The 21,584-nt window shown below is 51.2% G+C and carries 24 protein-coding genes and 1 riboswitch; of the genes, 17 read left to right on the plus strand and 7 right to left on the minus strand.

The features are described 5' to 3' along the window. Window positions 1–104: 104 nt before the first annotated feature. The 3 genes from G7K71_RS11540 to G7K71_RS11550 are packed head-to-tail and all read right to left on the minus strand — an operon-like array spanning window position 105 to window position 2,140. Window positions 105–938 (minus strand): ABC transporter permease, encoded by an 834-nt coding sequence (locus G7K71_RS11540; protein ID WP_166346586.1) that lies wholly within the window; start codon window positions 936–938, stop codon window positions 105–107. Continuing rightward, a complete protein-coding gene (locus tag G7K71_RS11545; protein WP_166346589.1) occupies window positions 895–1,695 on the minus strand; it encodes an ATP-binding cassette domain-containing protein in 801 nt (266 codons plus the stop codon). The genes G7K71_RS11540 and G7K71_RS11545 overlap by 44 nt, the downstream gene beginning before the upstream one ends. Further along, the gene (locus G7K71_RS11550; RefSeq protein WP_166346592.1) at window positions 1,673–2,140 is read right to left on the minus strand and encodes a MarR family winged helix-turn-helix transcriptional regulator; all 468 of its coding nucleotides are present in this window, start codon (window positions 2,138–2,140) and stop codon (window positions 1,673–1,675) included. Before G7K71_RS11550 ends, G7K71_RS11545 begins: the two co-directional genes overlap by 23 nt. Before the next feature lie 419 nt (window positions 2,141–2,559). On the opposite strand from G7K71_RS11550, the gene G7K71_RS11555 reads away from it, so the two are divergent. From G7K71_RS11555 to G7K71_RS11590, 7 genes are all read left to right on the plus strand, one after another. Next, window positions 2,560–3,138 carry an FmdE family protein gene (locus G7K71_RS11555; protein ID WP_166346595.1) on the plus strand — a complete coding sequence of 193 codons (579 nt, stop codon included), beginning with the start codon at window positions 2,560–2,562 and terminating at the stop codon, window positions 3,136–3,138. A 293-nt stretch (window positions 3,139–3,431) separates the two neighbouring features. Beyond that, window positions 3,432–4,178, plus strand: a complete 747-nt coding sequence (locus G7K71_RS11565) for a DUF4198 domain-containing protein (RefSeq protein ID WP_166346598.1) — start codon at window positions 3,432–3,434, stop codon at window positions 4,176–4,178. Between the two features lie 99 nt (window positions 4,179–4,277). Then, window positions 4,278–4,619, plus strand: coding sequence for a CGGC domain-containing protein (locus G7K71_RS11570; protein ID WP_166346600.1), 342 nt, complete (start codon window positions 4,278–4,280; stop codon window positions 4,617–4,619). A 225-nt stretch (window positions 4,620–4,844) separates the two neighbouring features. Continuing rightward, window positions 4,845–5,127, plus strand: a riboswitch (cobalamin riboswitch). Window positions 5,128–5,266: 139 nt separating this feature from the next. After that, window positions 5,267–6,976: a carbon-nitrogen hydrolase family protein gene (locus G7K71_RS11575; protein WP_313884970.1), complete on the plus strand. Its 1,710-nt coding sequence runs from the start codon at window positions 5,267–5,269 to the stop codon at window positions 6,974–6,976. A gap of 136 nt (window positions 6,977–7,112) precedes the next feature. After that, window positions 7,113–7,454 (plus strand): cobaltochelatase subunit CobN, encoded by a 342-nt coding sequence (locus G7K71_RS11580; RefSeq protein WP_313884971.1) that lies wholly within the window; start codon window positions 7,113–7,115, stop codon window positions 7,452–7,454. A 20-nt stretch (window positions 7,455–7,474) separates the two neighbouring features. Then, window positions 7,475–7,900 carry a nucleoside recognition domain-containing protein gene (locus G7K71_RS11585; RefSeq protein WP_313884972.1) on the plus strand — a complete coding sequence of 142 codons (426 nt, stop codon included), beginning with the start codon at window positions 7,475–7,477 and terminating at the stop codon, window positions 7,898–7,900. Between the two features lie 37 nt (window positions 7,901–7,937). Then, window positions 7,938–8,180 (plus strand): hypothetical protein, encoded by a 243-nt coding sequence (locus tag G7K71_RS11590; RefSeq protein ID WP_243174880.1) that lies wholly within the window; start codon window positions 7,938–7,940, stop codon window positions 8,178–8,180. A gap of 34 nt (window positions 8,181–8,214) precedes the next feature. Here G7K71_RS11590 and G7K71_RS11595 read toward each other — a convergent pair whose 3' ends face one another. Then, window positions 8,215–8,610, minus strand: a complete 396-nt coding sequence (locus G7K71_RS11595) for a HEPN domain-containing protein (RefSeq protein ID WP_034635324.1) — start codon at window positions 8,608–8,610, stop codon at window positions 8,215–8,217. Beyond that, window positions 8,607–8,945, minus strand: a complete 339-nt coding sequence (locus G7K71_RS11600; RefSeq protein ID WP_013823231.1) for a nucleotidyltransferase domain-containing protein — start codon at window positions 8,943–8,945, stop codon at window positions 8,607–8,609. The genes G7K71_RS11595 and G7K71_RS11600 overlap by 4 nt, the downstream gene beginning before the upstream one ends. Window positions 8,946–9,386: 441 nt before the next feature. Here G7K71_RS11600 and G7K71_RS11605 point away from each other — a divergent pair, with 441 nt between their 5' ends. The 9 genes from G7K71_RS11605 (at window position 9,387) to G7K71_RS11645 (ending at window position 18,375) form a co-directional block, all read left to right on the plus strand. Continuing rightward, window positions 9,387–9,995, plus strand: a complete 609-nt coding sequence (locus tag G7K71_RS11605) for a class I SAM-dependent methyltransferase (RefSeq protein WP_166346603.1) — start codon at window positions 9,387–9,389, stop codon at window positions 9,993–9,995. 202 nt (window positions 9,996–10,197) lie between these two features. After that, window positions 10,198–11,043, plus strand: a complete 846-nt coding sequence (locus G7K71_RS11610) for a metal ABC transporter substrate-binding protein (RefSeq protein WP_166346606.1) — start codon at window positions 10,198–10,200, stop codon at window positions 11,041–11,043. After that, window positions 11,021–11,824, plus strand: coding sequence for a metal ABC transporter ATP-binding protein (locus G7K71_RS11615; RefSeq protein WP_166346609.1), 804 nt, complete (start codon window positions 11,021–11,023; stop codon window positions 11,822–11,824). Before G7K71_RS11610 ends, G7K71_RS11615 begins: the two co-directional genes overlap by 23 nt. Before the next feature lie 37 nt (window positions 11,825–11,861). Next, entirely contained in the window at window positions 11,862–12,878 is a 1,017-nt protein-coding gene (locus G7K71_RS11620; protein ID WP_166346612.1) for a methyltransferase, read from the plus strand. Next, on the plus strand, window positions 12,875–13,477 hold the full coding sequence (locus tag G7K71_RS11625) for an IS607 family transposase (RefSeq protein WP_166346615.1): 603 nt from the start codon (window positions 12,875–12,877) through the stop codon (window positions 13,475–13,477). Before G7K71_RS11620 ends, G7K71_RS11625 begins: the two co-directional genes overlap by 4 nt. Beyond that, the gene (locus G7K71_RS11630) at window positions 13,474–14,997 is read left to right on the plus strand and encodes a zinc ribbon domain-containing protein (protein WP_166346618.1); all 1,524 of its coding nucleotides are present in this window, start codon (window positions 13,474–13,476) and stop codon (window positions 14,995–14,997) included. The genes G7K71_RS11625 and G7K71_RS11630 overlap by 4 nt, the downstream gene beginning before the upstream one ends. Window positions 14,998–15,207: 210 nt before the next feature. After that, window positions 15,208–16,068: a metal ABC transporter permease gene (locus G7K71_RS11635; protein WP_207712893.1), complete on the plus strand. Its 861-nt coding sequence runs from the start codon at window positions 15,208–15,210 to the stop codon at window positions 16,066–16,068. A gap of 214 nt (window positions 16,069–16,282) precedes the next feature. Further along, the gene (locus tag G7K71_RS11640; RefSeq protein ID WP_166346621.1) at window positions 16,283–16,894 is read left to right on the plus strand and encodes an HD domain-containing phosphohydrolase; all 612 of its coding nucleotides are present in this window, start codon (window positions 16,283–16,285) and stop codon (window positions 16,892–16,894) included. After that, window positions 16,894–18,375: a GGDEF domain-containing protein gene (locus tag G7K71_RS11645; RefSeq protein ID WP_166346624.1), complete on the plus strand. Its 1,482-nt coding sequence runs from the start codon at window positions 16,894–16,896 to the stop codon at window positions 18,373–18,375. Before G7K71_RS11640 ends, G7K71_RS11645 begins: the two co-directional genes overlap by 1 nt. Window positions 18,376–18,538: 163 nt before the next feature. Here the strand turns inward: G7K71_RS11645 and G7K71_RS11650 are convergent, their stop codons facing one another. Both G7K71_RS11650 and spoIIP read right to left on the minus strand, forming a co-directional pair. Next, window positions 18,539–19,222 carry a DUF1640 domain-containing protein gene (locus tag G7K71_RS11650; RefSeq protein ID WP_166346627.1) on the minus strand — a complete coding sequence of 228 codons (684 nt, stop codon included), beginning with the start codon at window positions 19,220–19,222 and terminating at the stop codon, window positions 18,539–18,541. Between the two features lie 286 nt (window positions 19,223–19,508). Then, entirely contained in the window at window positions 19,509–20,729 is a 1,221-nt protein-coding gene (gene spoIIP / locus G7K71_RS11655; RefSeq protein WP_166346630.1) for a stage II sporulation protein P, read from the minus strand. Window positions 20,730–20,972: 243 nt separating this feature from the next. On the opposite strand from spoIIP, the gene G7K71_RS11660 reads away from it, so the two are divergent. Next, window positions 20,973–21,581, plus strand: coding sequence for an FmdE family protein (locus tag G7K71_RS11660; RefSeq protein WP_166346633.1), 609 nt, complete (start codon window positions 20,973–20,975; stop codon window positions 21,579–21,581). The last annotated feature ends 3 nt before the right edge of the window (window positions 21,582–21,584 follow it).

Consider the following 21,584-nt stretch of genomic DNA (forward strand, 5'->3'; position numbering starts at 1 on the left):
TGTTGCCGCGAAGGGCTTGAAATCTGACGCCGGGTGGGATTTAATTTTATCGGGCACGTGCTGGGTGCAGGCTGGCTCAGGCTGAAAATGTTAGACGGCTAAGATCAAGCGATTACCCTGGGATAAAGGTATGTGCCCACTGCTGTAGCCAGAATGCAGGCTACCAGCAAAACTCCTACGTCCGCCTGCCAGTTGGTCAATTGGCCGGCAACAAGGGCGCCACGCAGGAAGTCCACCATGTAGCTTAGCGGGTTGACCGATGCCACCACGCGCAGCCAGTCGGGCATGATGGAGATGGGATACAGTGCGTTGGAAGCAAAAAACAAGGGCATGGTGATTAACTGGCCGATACCCATGAAACGTTCACGGGTTTTAACAATGGCGGCAATAATCATGGACAGGGTGGCAAAAAATACGGCTCCCAGTATGACCACACCGGCTGCTGCTAACAGGAGGGCCGGGTGCCAGTGCAGGGGTATGCCGGTTATGGCCGCAAGCAGAAAAATAATGGTTACCTGGCTTAGGGCACGTACTCCGGCCGCCAGAGCCTTGCCCAGCACCAGCGCCAACCGGGGTATGGGCATGGCCAGAAACTTTTGCAATATACCCATATCTCTTTCCCAGATAGTCGAAAGACCAAAGAAGATGGCTGTAAACATCACCGACTGCGAGAGGATGCCGGGGGTCATATAAGTCTGGTAAGTTACCCCGCCTGTGTCAAATGCGCGCACCTTGCTGAAAGCCTGGCCGAAAATCAGCAGCCAGAGCACAGGCTGTACGGCCCGGGTGAACAGCTCGGTCGGTTCGTGGCGCAGCTTACGCAGTTCCATTTCAATAATGACCAGCATGTCTGTTAGTGCCTGCAGCACTGTGCTGCCTGATTTTGCCGCCGGTTCAACCGAGGCGGCGACTGATGTGGCGAACCTGTCTGATTCCACGAAAATCTCCCCCCGCATCCAAAAAATTACCGGTAAAATAAGTAAATACATCATCCATGGAAGCATCGGGGTTACCCACCAGTGCCTTTAATTCCTCCGGCGTGCCGGTAACCACCATTTCGCCACGATTAAGTATGCCGATTCGATTACAGACTGTATCGGCCTCTTCCATATAGTGAGTGGTGAGCAGAATGGCCATCCGGGAAGCCCGGCGTAGTTTCGCGAGTATTTCCCAGACTCCCCTGCGGGCCACCGGGTCCAGCCCCACCGTGGGCTCATCCAGGAAAAGCACGCGCGGGTAATGGAGTACCGCCTGGCCGATTTCCAGCCGCCGCACCATACCGCCGGAATAGGTGCGCACCAGCCGGCCGGCGGCATCTTCCAGTTGCATGAAATGCAGCAGGTCGGCAATACGCCTTTCTCTTTCTCTTCCTTTTAAACCGAGCAGTTTGGCAAAAATCATCATGTTTTCATAACCGGTGAGTGCCCCATCCACCGACAGGGCCTGGGGCACATAACCAATACATTGCCGTACCCGGGCCGCCTGCCGGCGCACATCGTAACCGCAGACCGTTGCCCGGCCGCTATCAGGCAGTAACAGGGTGGTCAACATGCGTACAATGGTTGTCTTACCCGCTCCGTTTGGCCCCAGCAGGCCAAAAACCTCCCCGGCTGCAATGTTAAAAGAAACACCTTTTACCGCGGTGTGTTTGCCGAAGGATTTTTTCAGTTGTTCAACCTCGACAATTACCTCCACCGGACACCGCTCCTTCTTTCATCTGCCCCAGCACTTTCTCCAGCAGGCTGTAAAGCTGGCGTCTTTCCTCCCCGTCGAGCGGTTCAAAAAGGGCTGATAAAACCCGGTGCCTTTCCTGCCGCCAGGCGTGAAATACTGCCTGCCCGTGCTCGGTGAGATACACAGTTACCACCCGCTCGTCTTCCGTTCCTCGTTTTCTGCATACCAGACCATCCCGCTCCAGTCTCTTGACAGTGATGGTCACTGCGCTTGAGCCGGTACCCATGCGAACGGCGATGTCTTTGATCCGCTGTGGTCCAAACCGGTGCAGGATGTGCAAAACCCAGTACTGTTCAGGTGTAATCTTACCCTGTTTTACCGGGTGTGACGTCAAACGCCAGCAACGCCAGATTTGCCAGAGCGCATCGGCAATTTTTTCAGTGAGCAACTGCTCGTTATTATTCATCACATCACCTGTCTTTCCAAGTAAAATATACCATCAAAAAATTTGATGGTCAACATGTTTCACATTTAAAACTATTCATTTGGCTGCCCGGTCCGGCCGGTTTTAAAGTTCTCGAATGAGGGAGATTGTGAGCCTGCACAGTATCAATCACAAGGGGTTGAGAAAATTTAAACAAGGAGGAGGAATTTGGGGAAGCAAAGCGAATCTTTACAGAAGCGGCTGAAGCCGTTGATTATTGTAATAACTTTACCGGCGCCGTGAAGGCGTATAGCTGTTGCGAACGGGCTGCACGGAAATTTTGATAATGTCCATTTTAAGGCCATGAAGGCCCTTTAGTGCCTCGTCGAAACGAGGTGTGGGTTTTCATGGCTTTTGTGTTTCATTTCTTCAGGTACGATTAATGAAAGGAGTGTTTTCTGATGACCGATTGGGAAAAAGTAATAGCCTTTCACGGGCATCCATGTTGTTTGCTGGCCATCGGGTACCGGGCAACAAAAGTTGCTTTGGAAAAACTGGGTGCTGGTGTTCCCGGGCACGACCTGGTGGCCGTGGTGGAAAACCGTACCTGTGCCGCTGACGCAGTACAGGTGATGTCGGGTTGCACCTTTGGTAAGAGGAACTTCGTCTACAGGGACAACGGCAAATACGTCTTTACCTTTGCCTGCATGGGAGAGCGGCAAGCTTTGCGGGTAAGCTTAAAGGCAGGGGTGCTGAGCAGGGAAGGTGATGATTTTGTAACCCTCATGGAAAAGGTGGCTAACGGCGTAGCTACAGAAGAGGAGCGGGAGGAGTTTTACCACCGCCAGGAACCCCTGATGAAGTACATCCTGGAAGGCCCGGCGGAAGAAATTTTTGAAATGCAATTTGTAGATTCAGAAATACGTCTTCCCGAGCTCTGCCTGGAGATGATAACCTGCAGCCGCTGCGGCGAAGAAATGATGAAGGATCATGCCTTTTTACAGGAGGGACGTCCGGTCTGTAAGGATTGCTCAGTATAGCTTACGGGAGGCCTGAACAATTCTTTAACGTAGGACCATAAGATGGTAGTTAAGTTTCTGCTTATTTGTTGGTGCGCCCGCTTGGGAGAAGGAGTCGTGAAAAGATCGCCTCCAATGATTTCATAACGCCTGTCTTCAGGCAAAAGCAGGTAATCTTCGTAGGTGAACTTGAGGTGCTCAGGGATGGAGGACATTAAATCACCTCCAGGGCGAGTGTTTTTAAAATTAAGGAATGTTAGCAAATTGGTCCTCTCATTAAAAGTATACCACTTAAACCAAGGGAGGAGTTCTTCATGTTGAAGGTAGTGCAGGGTCACGAAATTTGGGTTCTGCCCGAGGGAAGTCATGGTCACGAAGGACATGAAACCCGGTGCCGGATTTTTTACGGGCACGCCATGCGTCCGGACGGCCTGGCGGATCTGGCGCACCTTTCAGCTTGGGTTTTGGCTCCCGGCGGGGAGAAGCTTCCCTTAAAAGTGGAGCCGGGAGATGACCGGTTTCACCTGGTGGCGTTTACGCCCGACCGGGATGGGTTCTGGCCCGTGACGGTGGAGAACGACGTCGGGCCGGTGGCGGTTACCGCGGACGGTTTTTACCGCCGGGGGACGCGTAAAGACTACCCAGATGCCCGGGAAGTGGGCTACTACTACCAGTATGCCAAGACATACGTGCAGGTGGGGCATTTCTGTGCCACCTGCGGCCCGGTGGTGCAGCCACCGGAAATCATCAACCTGGCCCACGACCTCGAACTGATTCTTACCCCCGGTGCTTACCGGGTGGGGGACGAAGTAATTCTGGAAGTTCTTTACCGCGGCCGGCCTTTACCGGGGACAGAAGTGAAGGCGACCTGGAGCCTGCGGGAAGAAGATGACTGGGGGCTAAGCGCAAAAACTGATGATGCAGGACGGGTGAAGTTTATCTTGAGCAATCCCGGGCACTGGCTTTTTTACACCCGGGTTGCCGACGAAACCCTGGGCCGGGAAGGCGAGTACGACAAAAAGGTGTACAGCGCCACGCTGAGCCTTTTTGGTGTACGGTGAACCCGTTTGGAAGGATTTATTGACAAGTGATGAAGCAATTAATTGACATATGATAAGTGGTATGTTATAACAAAACCAAAAAAAGGAGTGATTTGGAAGGTGAATGTACTCATTGTAAGTTGTGGTTCCTACGTATCCCAGGGTTATGGCTGTCCCGGCGAGTGGAAGTGTTTTAAAGCCGCCCGGGACCTGGAGGGTAATTTCAAGGATTACGATGCTGTAAATGTGGTGGGTTTCCTGGCCTGTGAATGTCCAGGGAGATCATTGATTCCAAACATCGGTTGTGTTAAGAAGAATGTAGATTTTGATGTTATCCACCTTTCTACCTGTATGGTTAACGCCTGGCCGGCCTGTCCCTACAGGGATGTGGACGAGCTTGCCAAAAAGATTACGGAAAAGTTTGGGGTAAAGGTAGTCAAGGGAACTCATGATTACGCATAGCTGACGTTTAAAAGAGAACCGGATAGTTCTCTTTTTATGGGAAAGGGGAAATCTTCAAAAGCCCCGGGCATCCAATCCGGCTTTCGCCTGCTTAACGATAGCGGTTCCTGGAAAAAGGTAACGGCTCAAAGAAATGGATTTTCATCGTAGAAACTTGATTTCGGTGGACCCGTTGTTAATGCAACGGGCTGAGTTTGCGGGTCTTTATATCATCCTTTTTAGAACTGAAATAATGCGTAACGGGGTGTCCTGCTTCCCTGATGGGGGCAGGCTGAAAAGGGAAGCCGGTGCAAATCCGGCGCGGTCCCGCCACTGTGAGGGGGAAGGGACCCACATAATGTCACTGTCCAGCACTCAGTAAGATTGTTTTCAGCTTTGATAGAAATTGGTTACTGCTAAGATCAAGGTTACGGCTGAGGGAACCATAGCATGGCTGAGTGTTGGATGGGAAGACGTGGAGTTCCGATGAACCCGAGCCAGGAGACCTGCCCCGTTCATTAAGCCATGCTGCCTACGCGGATAGGGAGGTGGTAGGTCTGATTTTCCATGCCCCCGCTTTATGCGTAGCGGGGGTTTTTGATTGCCCGTTTTTGATTGCCAGAAGGAACCCCGGCATTGTATCTGGCCGGACGGGCGGAAATTTCCGGGTGGAAAAGAAGTTTCTTGATGAGGTGTTAAATATGCCGGAAGAAGTCAGGGTGGCTTTAATTCATGCGGCCATCAAGTGGAAAGATAAGGAACATAACCTGCGGCGGTTGCTGGCCTTAAATGAAGAGGCTGCTGCCGGTGGTGCCCGGATCATTGTAAATCCCGAGTTGGCCACCACGGGTTATGCCTTTGAAAGCAGAAGAGACATTTCCCTCTTTGTGGAGACCGTTCCCGGCCCGACCACGGAATTGTTCGGTGCCCTGGCCTGCCGGTACGGGGTCTATATCTGCCTGGGGCTGCCGGAAGTGGATTTAAAATCGGGTATTTATTATAACACCGCAGTGCTCATAGGCCCCGACGGCCGGGTAATGGGTGAGCATCGAAAGCTGGCCCCTGCGTTTAAGGAAAATCTCTGGGCGGCCAGGGGTAACCTGCCCGTGCTGGTGGCAGAAACCTGCTTTGGTAGAGTGGGTGTGCTCATCTGTGCCGATACATACTGGTACAAGGCGGCGCGAATGGCTGCCCTGAAAGGTGCCCGGGTGCTGCTGATCCCGGCCAACTGGCCGCCCCATCACTACCCGCCGGAAGTTTTCTGGCGTGCCCGGGCTCTGGAAAACGGAGTTTATGTACTGGCCTGTAACCGTACGGGTCAGGATAAGACGATGAACTGTAATGCCTCACAATCGTTTATCATTGGCCCCGACGGCAGCGTTTTAAAGGAAGTACAGTCTGCGCATGACACCATCCTTTATGGCACGTTGCCTTTAAAAAACGGAAGATTTTTTACCTCCGGGGCCGGTGTCCTGCTGGGCGACAGGCGGCCGGAATTCTATGCCGGTATAACGCTGGATACCTTTTCCCAATTTGAACCGGAGGCGCTGCTGGGGTTGTCCGCAGGTAAGGAGTTTGCCGTAGCCACTGTTCAGTTTGCTCCACGGGCTGGAGAGCTGGAGAGAAATACCCGGCGCATTTTATCATTCCTGGACCAGGCCGCAGATCTGGCCGCCCGCAGGAGGATGAAGCTCGACCTGGTTGTTTTTCCGGAACTTGCTGTAACAGGGGCCATATCTCAACCGTCACAGGCAGGAGAACTGGCCGAACCGGTTCCCGGCCCTATTACCGTGGAGGTTGTCCGAAAGGCAGAAAAGCTGGATCTGTATGTGGTGATGGGGGTGTTGGAAAGGGAAGACGGTCAACTGTTTAACACCGCCGTGTTGATCGGTCCGGCGGGGTTACTGGGAAAATACAGAAAGATACACCTGAGTCCGTTCGACAGGGAATGGGCTCGTCCCGGGCAGGAAGATTTTCGTTTTTTTGACCTCCCCTTTGGCAGGGTGGGCCTTTTACTGGGGCATGACCTGTTTTTTCCGGAAAGCCTGGAGAGTCTGGCCAAACAGGGGGTGGATGTGCTCTGCGTTCCCGCCCTCTGGAATGATGAAAAAAGCCAGTTTATCTGGGAAGCCAGGATAGCCGAACAAATGCACCTGGTGGTGGCCAACCAGTGGGGGTCCAGTGGCTCTTTTTGTGCTCTGGGCGGCAGCTTAATTTACAGTTATTCCCGGTACTCTGAAAGGCGCGTGCGGATGGTGTCTCCTGTTAATGAGGACAGGATCAACATTATGCTTTTAAACCCGCAGGAAACCAGGCAGAAGAAGTTCCTGGAAGAAGTGGATTATGACCTCCTCCTGACACATTACAAGCTTTTTTAGACAAATAGAAAACCAGGGTGGTGTAGCCCTGCCGGTATTCCTGTATGCGACCGGAAACGATGAGCTGGGTAGCCGGGGGATAGCGCTGGAAGCCTTCGTAAATGGCGGTTATACGGTAAATGAAGCACCCTTTATAGTGCAAAAGCTCCTGGGAAAACAAAATGAGGAGATTTGCCGGGTCATTGAATACACAGTCAATACGCTGGTGCCGGTTCTGGCCGCAACAAAGCAGGAACTGGACAACTGCCTCAACTCTTTAGCCGGGGGTTTTGTACCTCCTGGACCTTCGGGAGCTCCTACCCGTGGCATGGCCGACATTCTCCCTACCGGGCGCAACTTTTACTCCGTCGATCCCCAGGCTGTTCCCAGCCGTGCGGCCTGGCAGGTGGGCCGCTCCCTGGCTGATGCCCTGCTGGAACGGTACAGGCAGGCAGTGCCTTCCTGCGTAAGGCCGGTACAATCATCTTCAGCGTGGTAATCCTGATCTGGCTTCTTTCTGTGCTACCCTGGGGCGTGGAACCCGGCAGCAGGGAAAGCCTGATCGGTCATCTGGGTGCCATTTTTGCCCCCGTCTTTGCCCCTGCCGGGTTTGGTACCTGGGAGGCTGCTGTTGCCCTGATCTTTGGCCTTTTAGCTAAAGAAGTGGTGGTCGGTACTCTCGGTGTCATTTACGGTGTTGGCGAGGAAGCAGAAAGTTTAATCCCCATCATCCAGCAGCACTGGACTCCTCTTTCGGCCTATGCCTTTATGGCCATGTGCCTGATTTACATTCCCTGCGCGGCGACCATCGGCGCCATCAAAAGGGAAACCAACTCCTGGAAGTGGACGGCTTTAATTATACGGGATGGATTTTTCCAGCACTTATCATTTTGCCGAAAAAGAAAAGTTGTCCACCCGGTTGCGCCGGGTCCGGAAAAAAGTTGAAGGACTCCTACGCTATGCCGATTTTGCGGAAAAACAAATGCAGATGAAATACCAGGTAGCTTACGAGATCTGGTGTTTTATGCCTCCTAACAAATTAGTAACGGAAACCGTGACTAAAGCCGGGGAAGAGGGCTTGCCCGTGGAACTGGTAGGCGTGGAGGAAGTTAATGAGAGGATCAGGCAGGTCGCCCTTCTTGAACCGCTTGATCGGGAAGTGATTTATGAAAATGCTTTTCTATGGGCGGCAAGCCTTTTGCGCCGGGCCGGGGCCTGGAAATAGGAAAGATGCCGGAACAAACCGCGCTTTCTAATGGTCAAAACGAGGAAAGATAAGTGCTTACTTCTTCAATAAAAGCGGAGCATTCTTTTCGGAGTGCCACTATTTCCTCATGTTTAAATTCGCGGAAGTCCTGGTAATCACCTTCGTTTCTGAACTTGAAGGCTTTGGAAAGAGTTTTTCCTGAATTGACGGAGATAATCCCGGTTTTAATAAATTCCTTGTTGAATAAACCAATTACACCGCTGTGTTTTGCGGAATCAAGCCGTTTGGTTGCAAGCAGAGCCCTGGCAGCGTAAAAAACCGAGAAATAAAGGCGGTTGACGGCACCCTTAAGCTTGCCTTCACGAATTAAGGTATCGGCTTCTTCGGCTGTTTCCCGGGCTCTGTCTAAACGGTATTTAGCCAGTTCCAAATCAAGGTTTTCTTTCATAGCGGCACCCCTTCCTCCCGTGTATTTTGGTAAAAAAGGGTTTTCCGGGTAAGGGGCGCATAGTATTCGTTATGGGAAAAAACCACCGGGGACAAAACAACGTCATAGTCCAGGCTGACTTCAAAAGCGGCGTCCAAAACTAGATCATCTACTTCCGGATGACGGTTTTTTACCACAACAAGAACGTCAATGTCTGAATATGGATCATCATCACCCCGGGCTTTAGAACCAAAAAGCCGGACCTCTTCTAGATTTTGGCGGAGGGTGCTCCGGATAAGCTTACAAAACCGGCTAAGAGCAGCTTTGTCCCGTTTGTTTAGGCGATCCAAAGCCATCAAGAAAACCTCCCTACCGGAAGCTGTTTCGCATCAGGGAATATAGTTATGGAGAAAAAATTTATGGTATTCTACAATTTTACAGTTAAAATGGTTGAATGTCAAAAGAATTTTTATTGACATTTTCTCTCAATTGTCTTACAATGGTTTAAACAATAGTTTAGCAATAGTTAAACAAACTACTATTAGTTCACAACCATAAAAACTGAGGAATATCGATTTTGCTGAAACTTTAGCCCCGTAACGAAGACGGGATCAGAGCGGACAAGCTGGACCTCAACCGAAAAGGTAATGATACAAAAGGCCACGGAGGCCCCGGTTTCCTTCCCAGAAAGGGTAAGGAGGGTGCCCGTGGCTTTTGTTTTTTGGGGCTGGGATTCCCTTTATCCGCAGGTTATTAAAGCCAATTATCGCGGCCGTTAATATGGGAGGTGGAAGTTGATGGCTGATGCACACCGGGATTATTTTAACCAAAAGGCGCCCATTTGGGACAATTTATTGACCGGTGAGACATTGGAGCGGTTGAAAAAAATCATCGATGAGCTTGCCATCAGACCCGGGAGCTTTATTCTGGACGCAGGTACCGGTACGGGGGTTCTTTTACCTTTTCTTGTTGAAGCGGCCGGTCCAGAAGGCAAAGTGGTGGCGCTGGACATTGCTGAAGAGATGCTGGCCAGAGCCAGGGCGAAAAATCCGGGGAATGTGGAATTTGTACTGGCGGACATAAGCTGTACGCCATTTCAGGAAGATACTTTCGATGAGATCATCTGCAACTCCTGTTTTCCTCATGTTACCGATAAACCCCGTGCGCTGGCCGAAATGGCCCGCATTTTAAAGCCTGGCGGGAGGCTGGTCATCTGCCATCCCATGAGCAGGGAGGCAGTAAACGATTTGCACCGGTCGTTAGGGGGGGTGGTCGCCAACGATCTGATTCCCGACGATGATAAAATGCAGGAATTGTGCAGGAAGTGCGGACTAGTGGAGATTGAAATTATCAATACAAGGGAGAAATATGTTTTGAAAGCACGTAAACCCGTTTTAAAAAGTTAACCGGGAATAAATATGGAATGCTGTCAGCGCGGAAGCCAGGGAGTGAGCGTGGACCCAGCACTTACTGGATATACCAGGTCTTCGTAAAACCAGAGGTACCAATTGAACCTGAAATATCAGGAGCAGAGCCATATTGTGGTGAGTGCTGGGCGGCACCCAGGCTGGTTCACTGAACATTTACAATGGAGGAGGGTCAATCGCGTTGAAAAGGGTTTATTCGCGCATTACGGCAATTATTCTGGTAATTCTTTTGTTAGCTATCTCTGGATGTGCGGCGAAAGAAAGTCCGAAGCTAAAAGTTGCTACGGGTACGTCATTGATTGCTGATATTGTCAAAAATGTCGGCGGTGATAAAGTAGAGACCGTGAATATTGTCCCCCCTGCTGCCTGCCCGGGGCATTTTGACCTGAAGCCGGGCGATGTGCAAAAGCTGGCCGAGGCCAGGCTATTTTTGCGCCACGACTGGCAGGGGAAGATGTTTACCAAAGAACTGATAGGATCGGTGCATAATAAGGACCTGCAGGTGGTTGAAGTTGCCGTGGCCGGCAACTGGATGGCACCCCCGGTGCAAAAGGAGGCGGTTACAAAAATTGCCGGAATATTGATGGAAAAAGATCCATCTAACAGGGCTTATTATGAGCAAAATGCCGACCGCCTGGTTTCACAGATTGAGGCAAAAGGCCAAGAAACCCTGTCCAGGCTTCAGGCTGCCGGCGCAGGCGGCGTGAAGGTACTCTGTTCCGAGATGCAGCAGGGGTTTTTAAAATGGGCCGGCTTTGACGTGGTGGCTACTTATGGCCGGCCGGAGGAGCTTAGCCCGCAGAAAATGCAGGAGCTTATCAACAAAGGGAAACAGGCGGGAGTAAAGCTGGTGGTGGATAACCTGCAGAGCGGCCCGGACGCAGGCAAAGGTATGGCGAAAGAATTGGGGGCGGCACAGGTGACCATCTCCAATTTCCCGGGAGGGTTGCCGCAAACGGATACCTGGAGCGCCGCCCTGGACAAAAATGTGGAGTTGCTTTTGGATGCGCTTAAGGAGGCAAAGTGAAATTAGTCTCGCCGGACGCTGGAACAGTATTCCGGAAAATGGGATGTTCAACGGGGCTGCTCTAATAAAGATAGAAGATGCCGTCGTTTCCTACCGTGAAGATGTAGCTTTACGGGGCGTTTCGCTGTCAGTTGGAAAGGGCGAGCTGGTCGGCATCATCGGGCCGAACGGGGCCGGTAAAACTACCCTCCTCACCCTGGTGAACGGGCTGGGTAAACTCCTCCAGGGGCGGGTGGAAGTGCTGGGCTACCCGCTTCAAAAGGGTTGCCCGGCCTTTTTGCGCCGGCGGATTGGCTACGTGCCGCAAATTCAGAACATTGATCCCCGGATGCCGGTGAGTGTGCGGGAAGTGGTCATGATGGGGCGCTACGGCCGCCTGGGCCTGCTGCGCCGGCCCGGACCAGCAGACAGGCGGGTGGTGGACAGCATGCTGCAGCTGGTAGGCATGAGCCACCTTGCCACTCGCCCCATCGGCCATCTTTCAGGAGGCGAGCAGCAGCGGGTGGCCATTGCCCGTGCCCTGGCCCAGGAGCCAGAGATCCTTCTTCTGGACGAGCCGACCGCGGCCCTGGACCGCCGGGCGCGGGTGGAGATCATGACCCTGGTCAGTGAAATCCACCGCTCCCGCCACCTGACCACCCTGATGGTGACCCATGAGCTGAAAACGGCGGCAGCAGTTTGCGACCGGCTGATTTTAATGAAGGAGGGTCGCATCTGGGCCCAGGGTACGCCCGCGGAAGTACTGCGGGAAGAACTTTTAGACCTCCTGTTCGGTGGTTAAACATAATGAAAAACATTTTGAAAAGAGGAAAACAATTATGTGCGGAAAACTTTTAGCAGTAGAGGATGTGTTTGGCCAGGAGCCATTTGTCGACGTTCAGCCGTTATATTCACGCTTAAATAATTGCGCCGTAAATTATAAAGTGTTTTGCCTTCTGTCGGCGGCCGTTGAAACCGGCCTTTTTGACCACCTGGAAGCTCCGCGCCCGGTCGTTGAGCTTTCCCGTGAACTGGGCTTAAACCTGCGGATCACCCGCATCATCTGCAAGTGTCTGGAAAAGCTTGGTTTCCTCGTGGAAGTTAACGGTGCTTATCAAAATGCTGAAATCAGCAACCTTTATTTGCGAACCGGTTCCCCCCTGGCGCAGGAGAATGTTTTGAAAACCTTGCGGGGCACATTCCGGCTCTGGGAAAAATTGCCCGCGATTTTGAAGGGTGGACCGGTTAAGATCCGCGAAGAAGACTTTTTTGGGGAGGATCACATCCACGCCATAGCCGCAGAACACCTGACCGGGGAACTGCCAAAAACAGTCCGGATTGTGGCCGGACTTCCGGAATTTCAAAAAGCAAGAAAACTTCTCGATCTCGGTGGTGGCCACGCAATTGCGTTTTCAAAATTAAACCCGGGGTTGCAGGTATTCGTCTACGATCTTCCCGGGGTTACTCAAAAAACAAGGGCGTACATTGAAAAACACGGGGCAAAGGTAACAGTCCTGGCCGGAAACTTTTTTCAAGACGACCTGGGCAGCGGCTACGACCTGGTCTTTTTTGCCTACAATCCCGGCGGTAAAAATCCGGGACTGGTGCCTAAAATCCACGCCAGCCTAAACGAGGGTGGGCTTTTTATCAGCAAGCACTGTTTTTACCGGAAAGGTGAAGAAACAAAAGATATTCTCCTGGATCTGGAGTGGAATCTGACCACCTTCGCCGGCGTGAAAAAAGGAGACAGGGTGTACAGTTTTGAAGGAGACCTTTCCTTTGAAGATTATATAGTCCACAATTCTAACATCTTCTTGACAGTCTTTATCAAATTGGATATACTATACTTACTATGAAAGCTAAAGAAGTAATGGAATTATTACGTATCAGCCGGAGCACCCTCAACAGGTTGCGGTGGGAAAATAAAATCAAAGTAAACAAACTGCCCAACGGCTACTACGACTACGACGAAAAATCCGTTTACGAATACCTGCTAAAGACCACCGGCAAGCCTGTCAAGAGGAAAACCGTGCTCTACGCCAGGGTGTCCACAAATAAGCAAAAGAGGGATTTAGAAAATCAGCTGGAATTGTTGAAACAGTTCTGCCTCAACAACGGCTGGACAATTGATGGGATTTATAAAGACATTGCTTCCGCTTTAGATTTTGACAACCGGAAAGATTTTAACGAATTACTTAAAGAGATCCTCAACTACCGGATTGAAAAGGTCATCATCACTTACAAAGACAGGTTGACCAGGACCGGCTTCAATTTCTTCGAGAAGCTGTTCAGATCTTACGGCACGGAAATAATCGTCATCAACAACTACACCAACGAAAAATCCGATACTGAAGAATTGATGGAAGAAATTTTCACTTTACTCCGCAGCTTTTCCATGAAATTCTATTCCAGCCGGAGGAAAATAAAGAAGTGTCTGGAGGAAGTACTTAAATGAAAGTCAAGCGGGCAATAAGAATCAGGGTTTCCAGCAAAAGAAAAAGAGGGGCGAGGGAACTCGCCTACGACCTGGCTCAGTTCCGTAATTTGTTGTTAATCTTCCAGAGCAGGTATTACGCTCTTTTTGGGCAGGTCATTTTAAACCAGAGCGTCATTTATTCCCTCCTGGCCGACCAGACTACGAAAAAGAAACCCGAACAGGAAGAAGCACTCCGGGAAGCGTCCGAAAGGATTATCCAGCACCCGGACTTACAGGAACTGATCCAAAGGATGAAAGAGCAGAAAGCCAGGGTAGACAACAACTACGTCCTCCAGACCACTATCCGCCAGGTTATCAAAGATTACAAAAGTTTTCTGGCATCTCTGGCCGAATATCGCGTCAATCCAGGGAAATATAAAGAGCGGCCGCAACCGCCCAAACCCAAAAAGCTGGGTAAACTCACGCAAGTCACGGCAGAATTCAACAGCAACGTGTTTGAAGTAGAAGGTAATACACTTTTTCTGCGCCTGCGCATGAACGGCAAGAAAAGAATAAAAATAAAACTCCCCAGGGACGTGGAAAGTGTATCCTCGGTCAGGCTGGTCTATCATCTTTCCGACGTTTGGGTGGACGTAATTTACGAAAAGGAACTCAAAGAACCGGAGGCCGGACTTATCCATCTGGCCGGAATCGACATGGGGATGGACAATTTAATTTCTCTAATTTCAACCAACCCTGACGTAAAAAGCCTGATCATTTCCGGCAGGGAAATCAAGTCTTTCAACTGCTGGTTTAACAAAAAGAAGGCCGCGGTGCAGTCGGCAATGGATACGCTGAGCAACAAAATTGCTCAGGAAGAGGACGAACCCCGGAAAAATGCCATGTCGAAAGAGCTGCTCAAATTAAAGTTCTACCTCCACAACCTTTACAACTACCGCGATCGCTGGATTGAGTCTCACTTCCACAAAGTAGCCCGTGTCCTGGCCGATTTCCTCTACGAAACCGGCCACAAAGCAGTTTACCTCGGCAAAGGGGCCACAGAAAGTAAAGACGGAATAGACTTAGGAAAAGTGACCAACCAGAATTTCGTGAGTATTCCTTTTCGTAAGCTGATCAATATTTTGAAGTACAAGCTGGAAGAGCTGGGTATGAAAGCGGAAGAAAAAGAGGAGTCCTACACCAGCAAGGCTTCCTCTCTTTCCGATGATATTTTGGAAATTCAGCGAAAGTACGCCGATGTCAAAGAGAAGCAGGGAGAAATAAAAGTTAAGTGTTCCGGCAAAAGAATTGAGCGCGGCCTGTACAGGGACAATGTGCTCAACAAGGTTTTCAACGCTGATTTGAACGGCGCTTTGAACATTTTAAAGGTGGGAGCGAAGCTCCGCAGACTTACTCTAAGCCTGAAAGTTCTTTTGTGTAAGTTGTGCAACCCGCTGAGACTTAACCTCTACGATTTCATTTACAGGTTCAAAAGTAAGGCCGAGTCCCCTCCGGGGATAGGAGATAGTAGGCTGGCAGCAGCAGGGTTAACTCGATAGATATGATATCGCCATTCGAATATAGAATGGTCGATTTAATATCTATTTGAGTGCCTGGAACTACTGTCTGAATATTTCTCCATTGAAAAGGTGATCGAAACGGCTGAATTTGCCGGCCTCCCGCTGGGTAAGATTGGCGATGCACTGGATTCCAAAATAATCATTGCCAAAAAGAGGTAGCCGGGTGGCTGCAACCGGGGGCGTTATATTTTGGATCTTTCTCTTCTGAGTTACCAGTTTATGCAAAATGCCATTCTGGCCGGTCTGCTTGGGGGCGTGGCCTGTTCTCTGATCGGGGTTTTCGTTGTCACGATGAACCTTTCTTTTATCGGGGTGGCCATTTCCCATGCCGCTTTTGCCGGGGCGCTCTGCGGGACCTGGCTGGGTTTTAATCCCCTGGTCGGGGCTTTTCTATTCAGCCTGGTGGCAGCAGCGGTAATCGGGCCGCTGGCCGACCGGGGAGAGTTTAACCCCGATACGCCCATTGGTATTATTTTTTCCATTACGATGGGGATGGCTTTCCTGTTTATGGGCCTTTTGCCCGGCCCGAAAACCCAGGCCCTGGAGCTTTTGTGGGGAAGCATCCTTACAGTGAACGACCGCGACCTGCTTTTGCTGGCTGTTGTAGCGGCGGTCGTAGTGAGCCTGGTGGTGCTCTTTTTTAAAGAAATACAGGCTGTGATTTTTCACCGGGAAGTTGCCCTGGCCGTAGGCATTCCGGCCAACCTGATTTTTTACGGCCTGCTCTTTTTAACCGGTTCGGTAATTACTGCTTCTTTACGCAGCATCGGCGGCCTGCTTATTTTTAACCTGATCTTAAACCCTGCAGCTGCAGCCTACCAGCTGACTTATAACCTGCGGCTAATGTTTGTTTTATCTTCCTTCTTTGGTGTTCTTTCCACCTGGGTGGGGCTTTTTCTATCCTGTTTATTTGACCTGCCCAGTGGAGCCACCATTGTAATTGTCTCCGCGGTTATCTTTGTCATCGCGGCTTCCTTTTCTCCCAAGCGCAAAGTAAAAAAGTGGGAGGAAGAGGTATCGACAGGTCCTGAAAAAGCTCTTTTCAAATAGCCCGTAAAAGAGTACCGGACAGCAAAGGAATTTTGTAGATAACGTCGAATTAAAAAATAAAAAACTTATGGAACTTTTGACGGCAGAAAGCCGGAGCTTTCCTGACTGAGCCGGGGTTTAAAACTGCGGATTATTAATTAGGCCACGAAGGCTGGTTCTCTAGCTTTTTGGAGAGGAGCCTTTGTGGCCTTAATTTTTGGGGGAGGGGATATTTGTGAATGTTCTCCCGGCCGGTGAAACCCCTTCGTTGTCAACGATTTACCCTTTTTTAGAACGCTTTTTCCCCGAACTTGCTGTTTTCCCGGAATTGCTGATGCACAGTGTGCGCACGGCAGAATATGCCTTTCGATTGAGTTGCCTCCTCGGGCTCGGCAGGCCCCGGCTCCTTTTTTGGGCCGGAGCCCTGCATGACACAGGCAAACTGCTGGTGCCCCGTCATATTTTGGAGAAGCCCGGCCCTTTGCTGGAAAGCGAGTGGAAAATGATAGTGCGGCACCCCCTGTGGAGCTTTGAACTGGTGGAGAGCAGGTGCCGCGGGGTCCGGTGCCTGGGGGGTATCCTGGCTGCAGTCAAAGCGCATCATGAGTCCTGGGACGGTACGGGTTATCCCGAGGGCCTGAAAGGTAACGGTATTCCCCTGGAGGCGAGAATTCTAGCCCTGGCCGACGTGTTTGATGCTCTAACCTCTCCCCGGCCCTACCGTTCTCCCTTGAGTTTGGGGGAAGCTCTTAAAGTGATGGCAGAAATGGGGGGTAAAAAACTGGATCCCTACCTGTTTCAAAGAGCGCGGGCTTTCCTGGCCCGTTTTAAGGAGGAAGCGGTTTGATGTCAGGGAGTGGGAAAAGGCGCAGTATAATTCAAGTATTTACCATCTGGTTCTTTGCCCTCGCCCTGGTTCCCACCTTACTGGCTGTTTATGCTACGGCCAAGTACCTCACCTTACAAACCGTTGCCTGGGCAAATAGATACCTGACCCAGATGGCTTTATACGAAAGCCAGATTATTTCCCTTTCCCTGAAGCACACTCTGGGAGAAGATGGATTTTTCTTCTCTTTCCAGGGAGAGGGGATTGCAGCCAGTAAAGGCGGGCTGGTAAAAAGAATAGACCCGGCTCAACTCGGGCCTTTGTTTCCGGTGGAACCGGAGCCTGCCCAAATTTTTGCCCCCAGATTTCTTTTTGGATTTGGTTACCAGCCCAAACTGCGGCTCAGGGAAATGCCGGTTATTTACCTGGAAGATAGTAATGGTGCTGTTCTTTATCTGGCCGGGAAAAAAGAAAAACCCTCCTCCGGGGATAGGTTGTTGCTTAAGGCCTTCGGATTAAAAGAAAACCTGGAGGTCGGCGCGCCGGTACCGGGAACCAATCTCAGGGTAAGGGTTTGGGCTTCAGTGGGAGGACTTGTGGAGGAACCTTTGCGGCAATTGTGTGTTCCTCTCGGCGGTACACTTATCCTGGTGATATTGCTGTCAACCCTCCTTTATCCCCTGGCTGCGGCACAAATAGTATATCCCTTGAAAAATCTGGCTGAACGCTTGTCCCGCTTCGATCCGGCAAAAAAAGAGGATATCTTTGCAGGGAGCAAATTTCAGACCAGTGAATTGGCCGGGATTGCTTCTTCCTTTAACAATATGGCCTTACGGGTACGGGACACTCTGTCCGAATTGGAGCAGAAAGTAAAAGAACTGGAGGAAAAAAACGAACTCCTCCACCAGGCCCGGCGGCGGCTAGAATGGCTGGCCAGCTATGATCCCCTTACAGGCGTTCTTAACCGCAGGTCTTTTATGGAGCGGTGCTTGTATTTAATCAGGGAAGCGGGGGGAGAGTTTCCCCACGTGGCCGTTTTGATGATGGACGTGGATAATTTTAAAACCATAAATGATTGTTACGGGCATCCGGTGGGCGATATGGTCCTGAAAAAAGTAGGGGAATTGTTGAGACATCAGGTCAGGAAGGATGATCTGGTGGGGCGGTACGGGGGTGATGAATTTGTCCTGTTCTTTCTCGTTAACCAACCGGGAGAATTTAATGTCCTTGCCCGGCGCATTTTTACCTCTCTTTCCTCTGCGCTGGCTTCCGTGCCGGAACCGGAACTGAATGTCTCCGTCAGCATGGGTGGAGCAATTGCCGGACGTGTTTTAATTGATGACGACCGCGACCTGGAACGGCTCATCGGCTTCGCTGACCAGCTTCTTTTAGAGGGCAAGCGCCGGGGCAAGAAGGCGGTACTGATCCGGTGTGCGGAAAATTTGTCTTTCATAACTGAAGGAAAAACAAACCACTGTGGTTCCAACCGGAATAACATGTGAAACTGGCTTGCGAGGATGGCTTAACACAGCTGTTACGTTTTCAACCTTCAAAGCTGGGCATAGCATAAGAGCTTACTGACGATGCTGTTAAGTGGTCCAAACCTTCAAAAAAGCCGCGCGGTTCCTGGAGTGGTTTTGCGGGGACAGGGTTAACGTGTATCGGTTACCGCCATACCTTAATGGCCACACTGATGGTTACAGCCAGGGTGGCCACGGCGATGCCGATGGTGGCCCAGAATAAACTTTTGATTCCATGAGCCAGCGCGGCAATTTCCTGGCGCAGGTTGTTCTCCAGGGATTTAGTTTCCTGGCGCAGGTTGTTGTTTTCGGCTTTCATTTCCTGGTGAAGTGCAGCAATTTCCTGGCGCAGGTTGTTCTCCAGGGATTTGGTTTCCTGGCGCAGGTTGTTGTTTTCGGCTTTCATTTCCTGGTGAAGTGCGGCAATTTCCTGGCGCAGGTTGTTCTCCAGGGATTTGGTTTGCTGCCGCAAGTCGGCAATTTCCTGGCACAGGTTGTTGTTTTCGGTTTTCATTTCGTGGCGCAGCGCGGTAATTTCCTGGCGCAGGTTGTTGTTTTCGGCTTTCATTTCCTGGCGCAGTGCGGCAATTTCCTGGCGCAGGTTGTTTTCTACGGTTTTAATTTCTTGACGAAGCAAACTAATTCCGGTATTTATCTCCTGTCTTAGTCCGGTTTCTTTTTCCGCCATTTCCTTGCGCAATTCGCGGATTTCATTGCGCAAGTCCCGTATTTCACCCTGTACCCAGCTCCCCAGGAAAAACATCTGTCCTTCCCGGCGGTAATCCTGCTCATCGGAAGTGGCGGCAATCTCTTTTTTTACTTCTTCCATAATAAATCACCCTCTGTTTCCAGCATATCAGGGAAAGCTGGTTACAGCAAGCAAAAATTTTTTAGAAGAAACGAAAAACGGGTCCTGCCGGACCCGTGTAAGTAAATTAGTTTAAGGCAGCCGGTTCGTTCCGGGCATGGGCCAGAAGTAAGTGTGCAAAAAAATGCCGGTTATGCAATAATGTTTTCCCAGGAGGTATCGACCGGTCCTGGAAAAGCTCTTCTCAAATAGCCCGTAAAAGAGTACCGGACAGCAATCCAGCACTGCCCGGCAATCGGTTTTGCTGTCAGCCCCGCTTCCCCCCGTTTTCCTCCTGCCTTTCCAGATCCCTTTTCTTTGCCTTTATTTCCCAGATATCGGCCAGTTCCCGGCCGAAGAAGTGCGCCAGCCGCTCTTTTGCCTTTTCATAACTGCCGGCACTGATGAGCACAAAGATGCCTCCACCAATTAGGGTGATGATGATCACCCATACCAGGCTGGACCATACGCCCGGTCGACGGGCTGTGGGGTCGGTCACGGGTTTTTCGTATTCAGGGGCTTCCGGACGGCTGGCCGGCCCGGTAATGCCCAGGATTACCGGGACTGCATCCGCCAGCAGGTCAATCCCGCGCATGGCTTCTTCTTTGCGATTGGTGTAGGTGCCGGCTTCAATTAAAATGGCGGTGGGCAGGAGATCCTGGTTATAATTTCCTTCAGCCACAAAGATGTCCTTAGCAATCGGCCAGTGCATTTTGTTGGCATAAGCCATCAACCGTTTTGCGAAATCCAGGTTGGCCTGCATGTGGGGGTTCTGCCGCCCCACGACAAAGCGCATCTGGGCCACCTGTTCATTGGAGACGATTCGCCGGTAGAACTCAGGGTCATCCACCCCATCACGATGGACATCAAAGATGGCGATGGGGTTCTTTTGCAGTAACTGCACTGCCGTCCGGCGCGAGCGGTAATAAGCGTTATCGTCATGGGGATCGTGGGGGGTTTTATCGTGCAGCACCCTGGCCCCATCGTTGGCCAAACTATAGGTATAGGAATCACCGACCTGAAAAATGCCGCCACGGAAAGGAATGGAGGCGCTGCCGTCGGAAGGGAGATAAGATTCGTCGCTGTGCGTGTGATAAATAACCACCGGCCGGTTGTTCCGAACCGGTGCCGCCGCCGGCAGTTCCATTTTGGAAAAGAGTTCGTTATAGGCCAGCAGATCCCTGTCCATTCCCAGAAATCGGGCTGCAGCCAGTTCTCCGTCCACTTTCTGCACGCGGTAGTGCTTTCCCTCTGCGGTAATGATTTCATCCCCCACATGTACCCGGCGGGAAATCCTGGTTATGAGGCTGCCCTTTTCATCTTTAATGGTATATGACCTTCCCACGACCAGTTCATCATCAACCGGGCGTAAAACCTGCCGCAGGCCCAGAACGGGCAGGATTGTTTTGTGTCCGGCGTATAAGAGAGAAAGCGATACGGCGGCGGCAATTAACCCCAGGCCGAGAATAATATTTCCTGATTTCTTCATCGCCAACACCCCTTGTACTTACAACCATCTCAGTCTATTGTGCCCTGAAAAAGGGCAAATAAAAAGCAAAAGCAAAGGACGGAGGGCCAGTAATTTCAGAAAAGAAATGGTGGAGCAGATTGCCCGGGGGGTGGAACAATCCAGCCTGTCATTATTGTACAATTTTTCAGTTAAGGCAGGATATTCTGCCCACCAGGGTAGAATAAACTACACGTGGATATTACGGCGAGGGAGCGAGCAGTTATGTGTGTGGAAAAAAGTGATTGGGAAAAATGCGTGGAGTTTCACGGGCATTCCTGCCCCGGCCTGGCCGTGGGCTACCGGGCGGCAAAAATCGGCCTGCAAGAGCTGGCCGGGCACCGCGCGGAGGATGAAGAACTGGTGGCCATTGTGGAGAACGATGCCTGCGGTGTGGATGCGGTGATGGTACTTACCGGCTGCACCCTGGGTAAGGGCAATTTGCTGTACCGGGATCACGGCAAGCACGTGTTTACCTTTATCTGCCGGGAAAGCGGCAAGGCGGTACGCGTTTCGGTCAAGGGGGGCGCGTGGCGGCAAAACGATGAGTTCCGGGCCTTAAGGGAAAAGGTATTTGCCGGCACCGCCGATGAGAGGGAACGGCAGCTCTTCCGGGAGCATCAAGAACAGCGCACCCGGTATATCCTCGAAGCTCCGCCGGAGGAGTTTTGTGCAGTGCAGCATGTAAAGGTAGAACTGCCGCCGAAGGCGCGTATTTTTAATTCCGTGACCTGTGCCTTCTGCGGCGAACCGGTGTCCGAGGCCCGGGCCAGGGTGCGGGATGGAAAATTTGCCTGCATCCCCTGTGCCGGCGAATATACCAGGGGATGGTAACAG

The sequence above is a fragment of the Desulfofundulus sp. TPOSR genome (assembly GCF_011393055.1).
GTDB lineage: Bacteria > Bacillota > Desulfotomaculia > Desulfotomaculales > Desulfovirgulaceae > Desulfofundulus > Desulfofundulus kuznetsovii.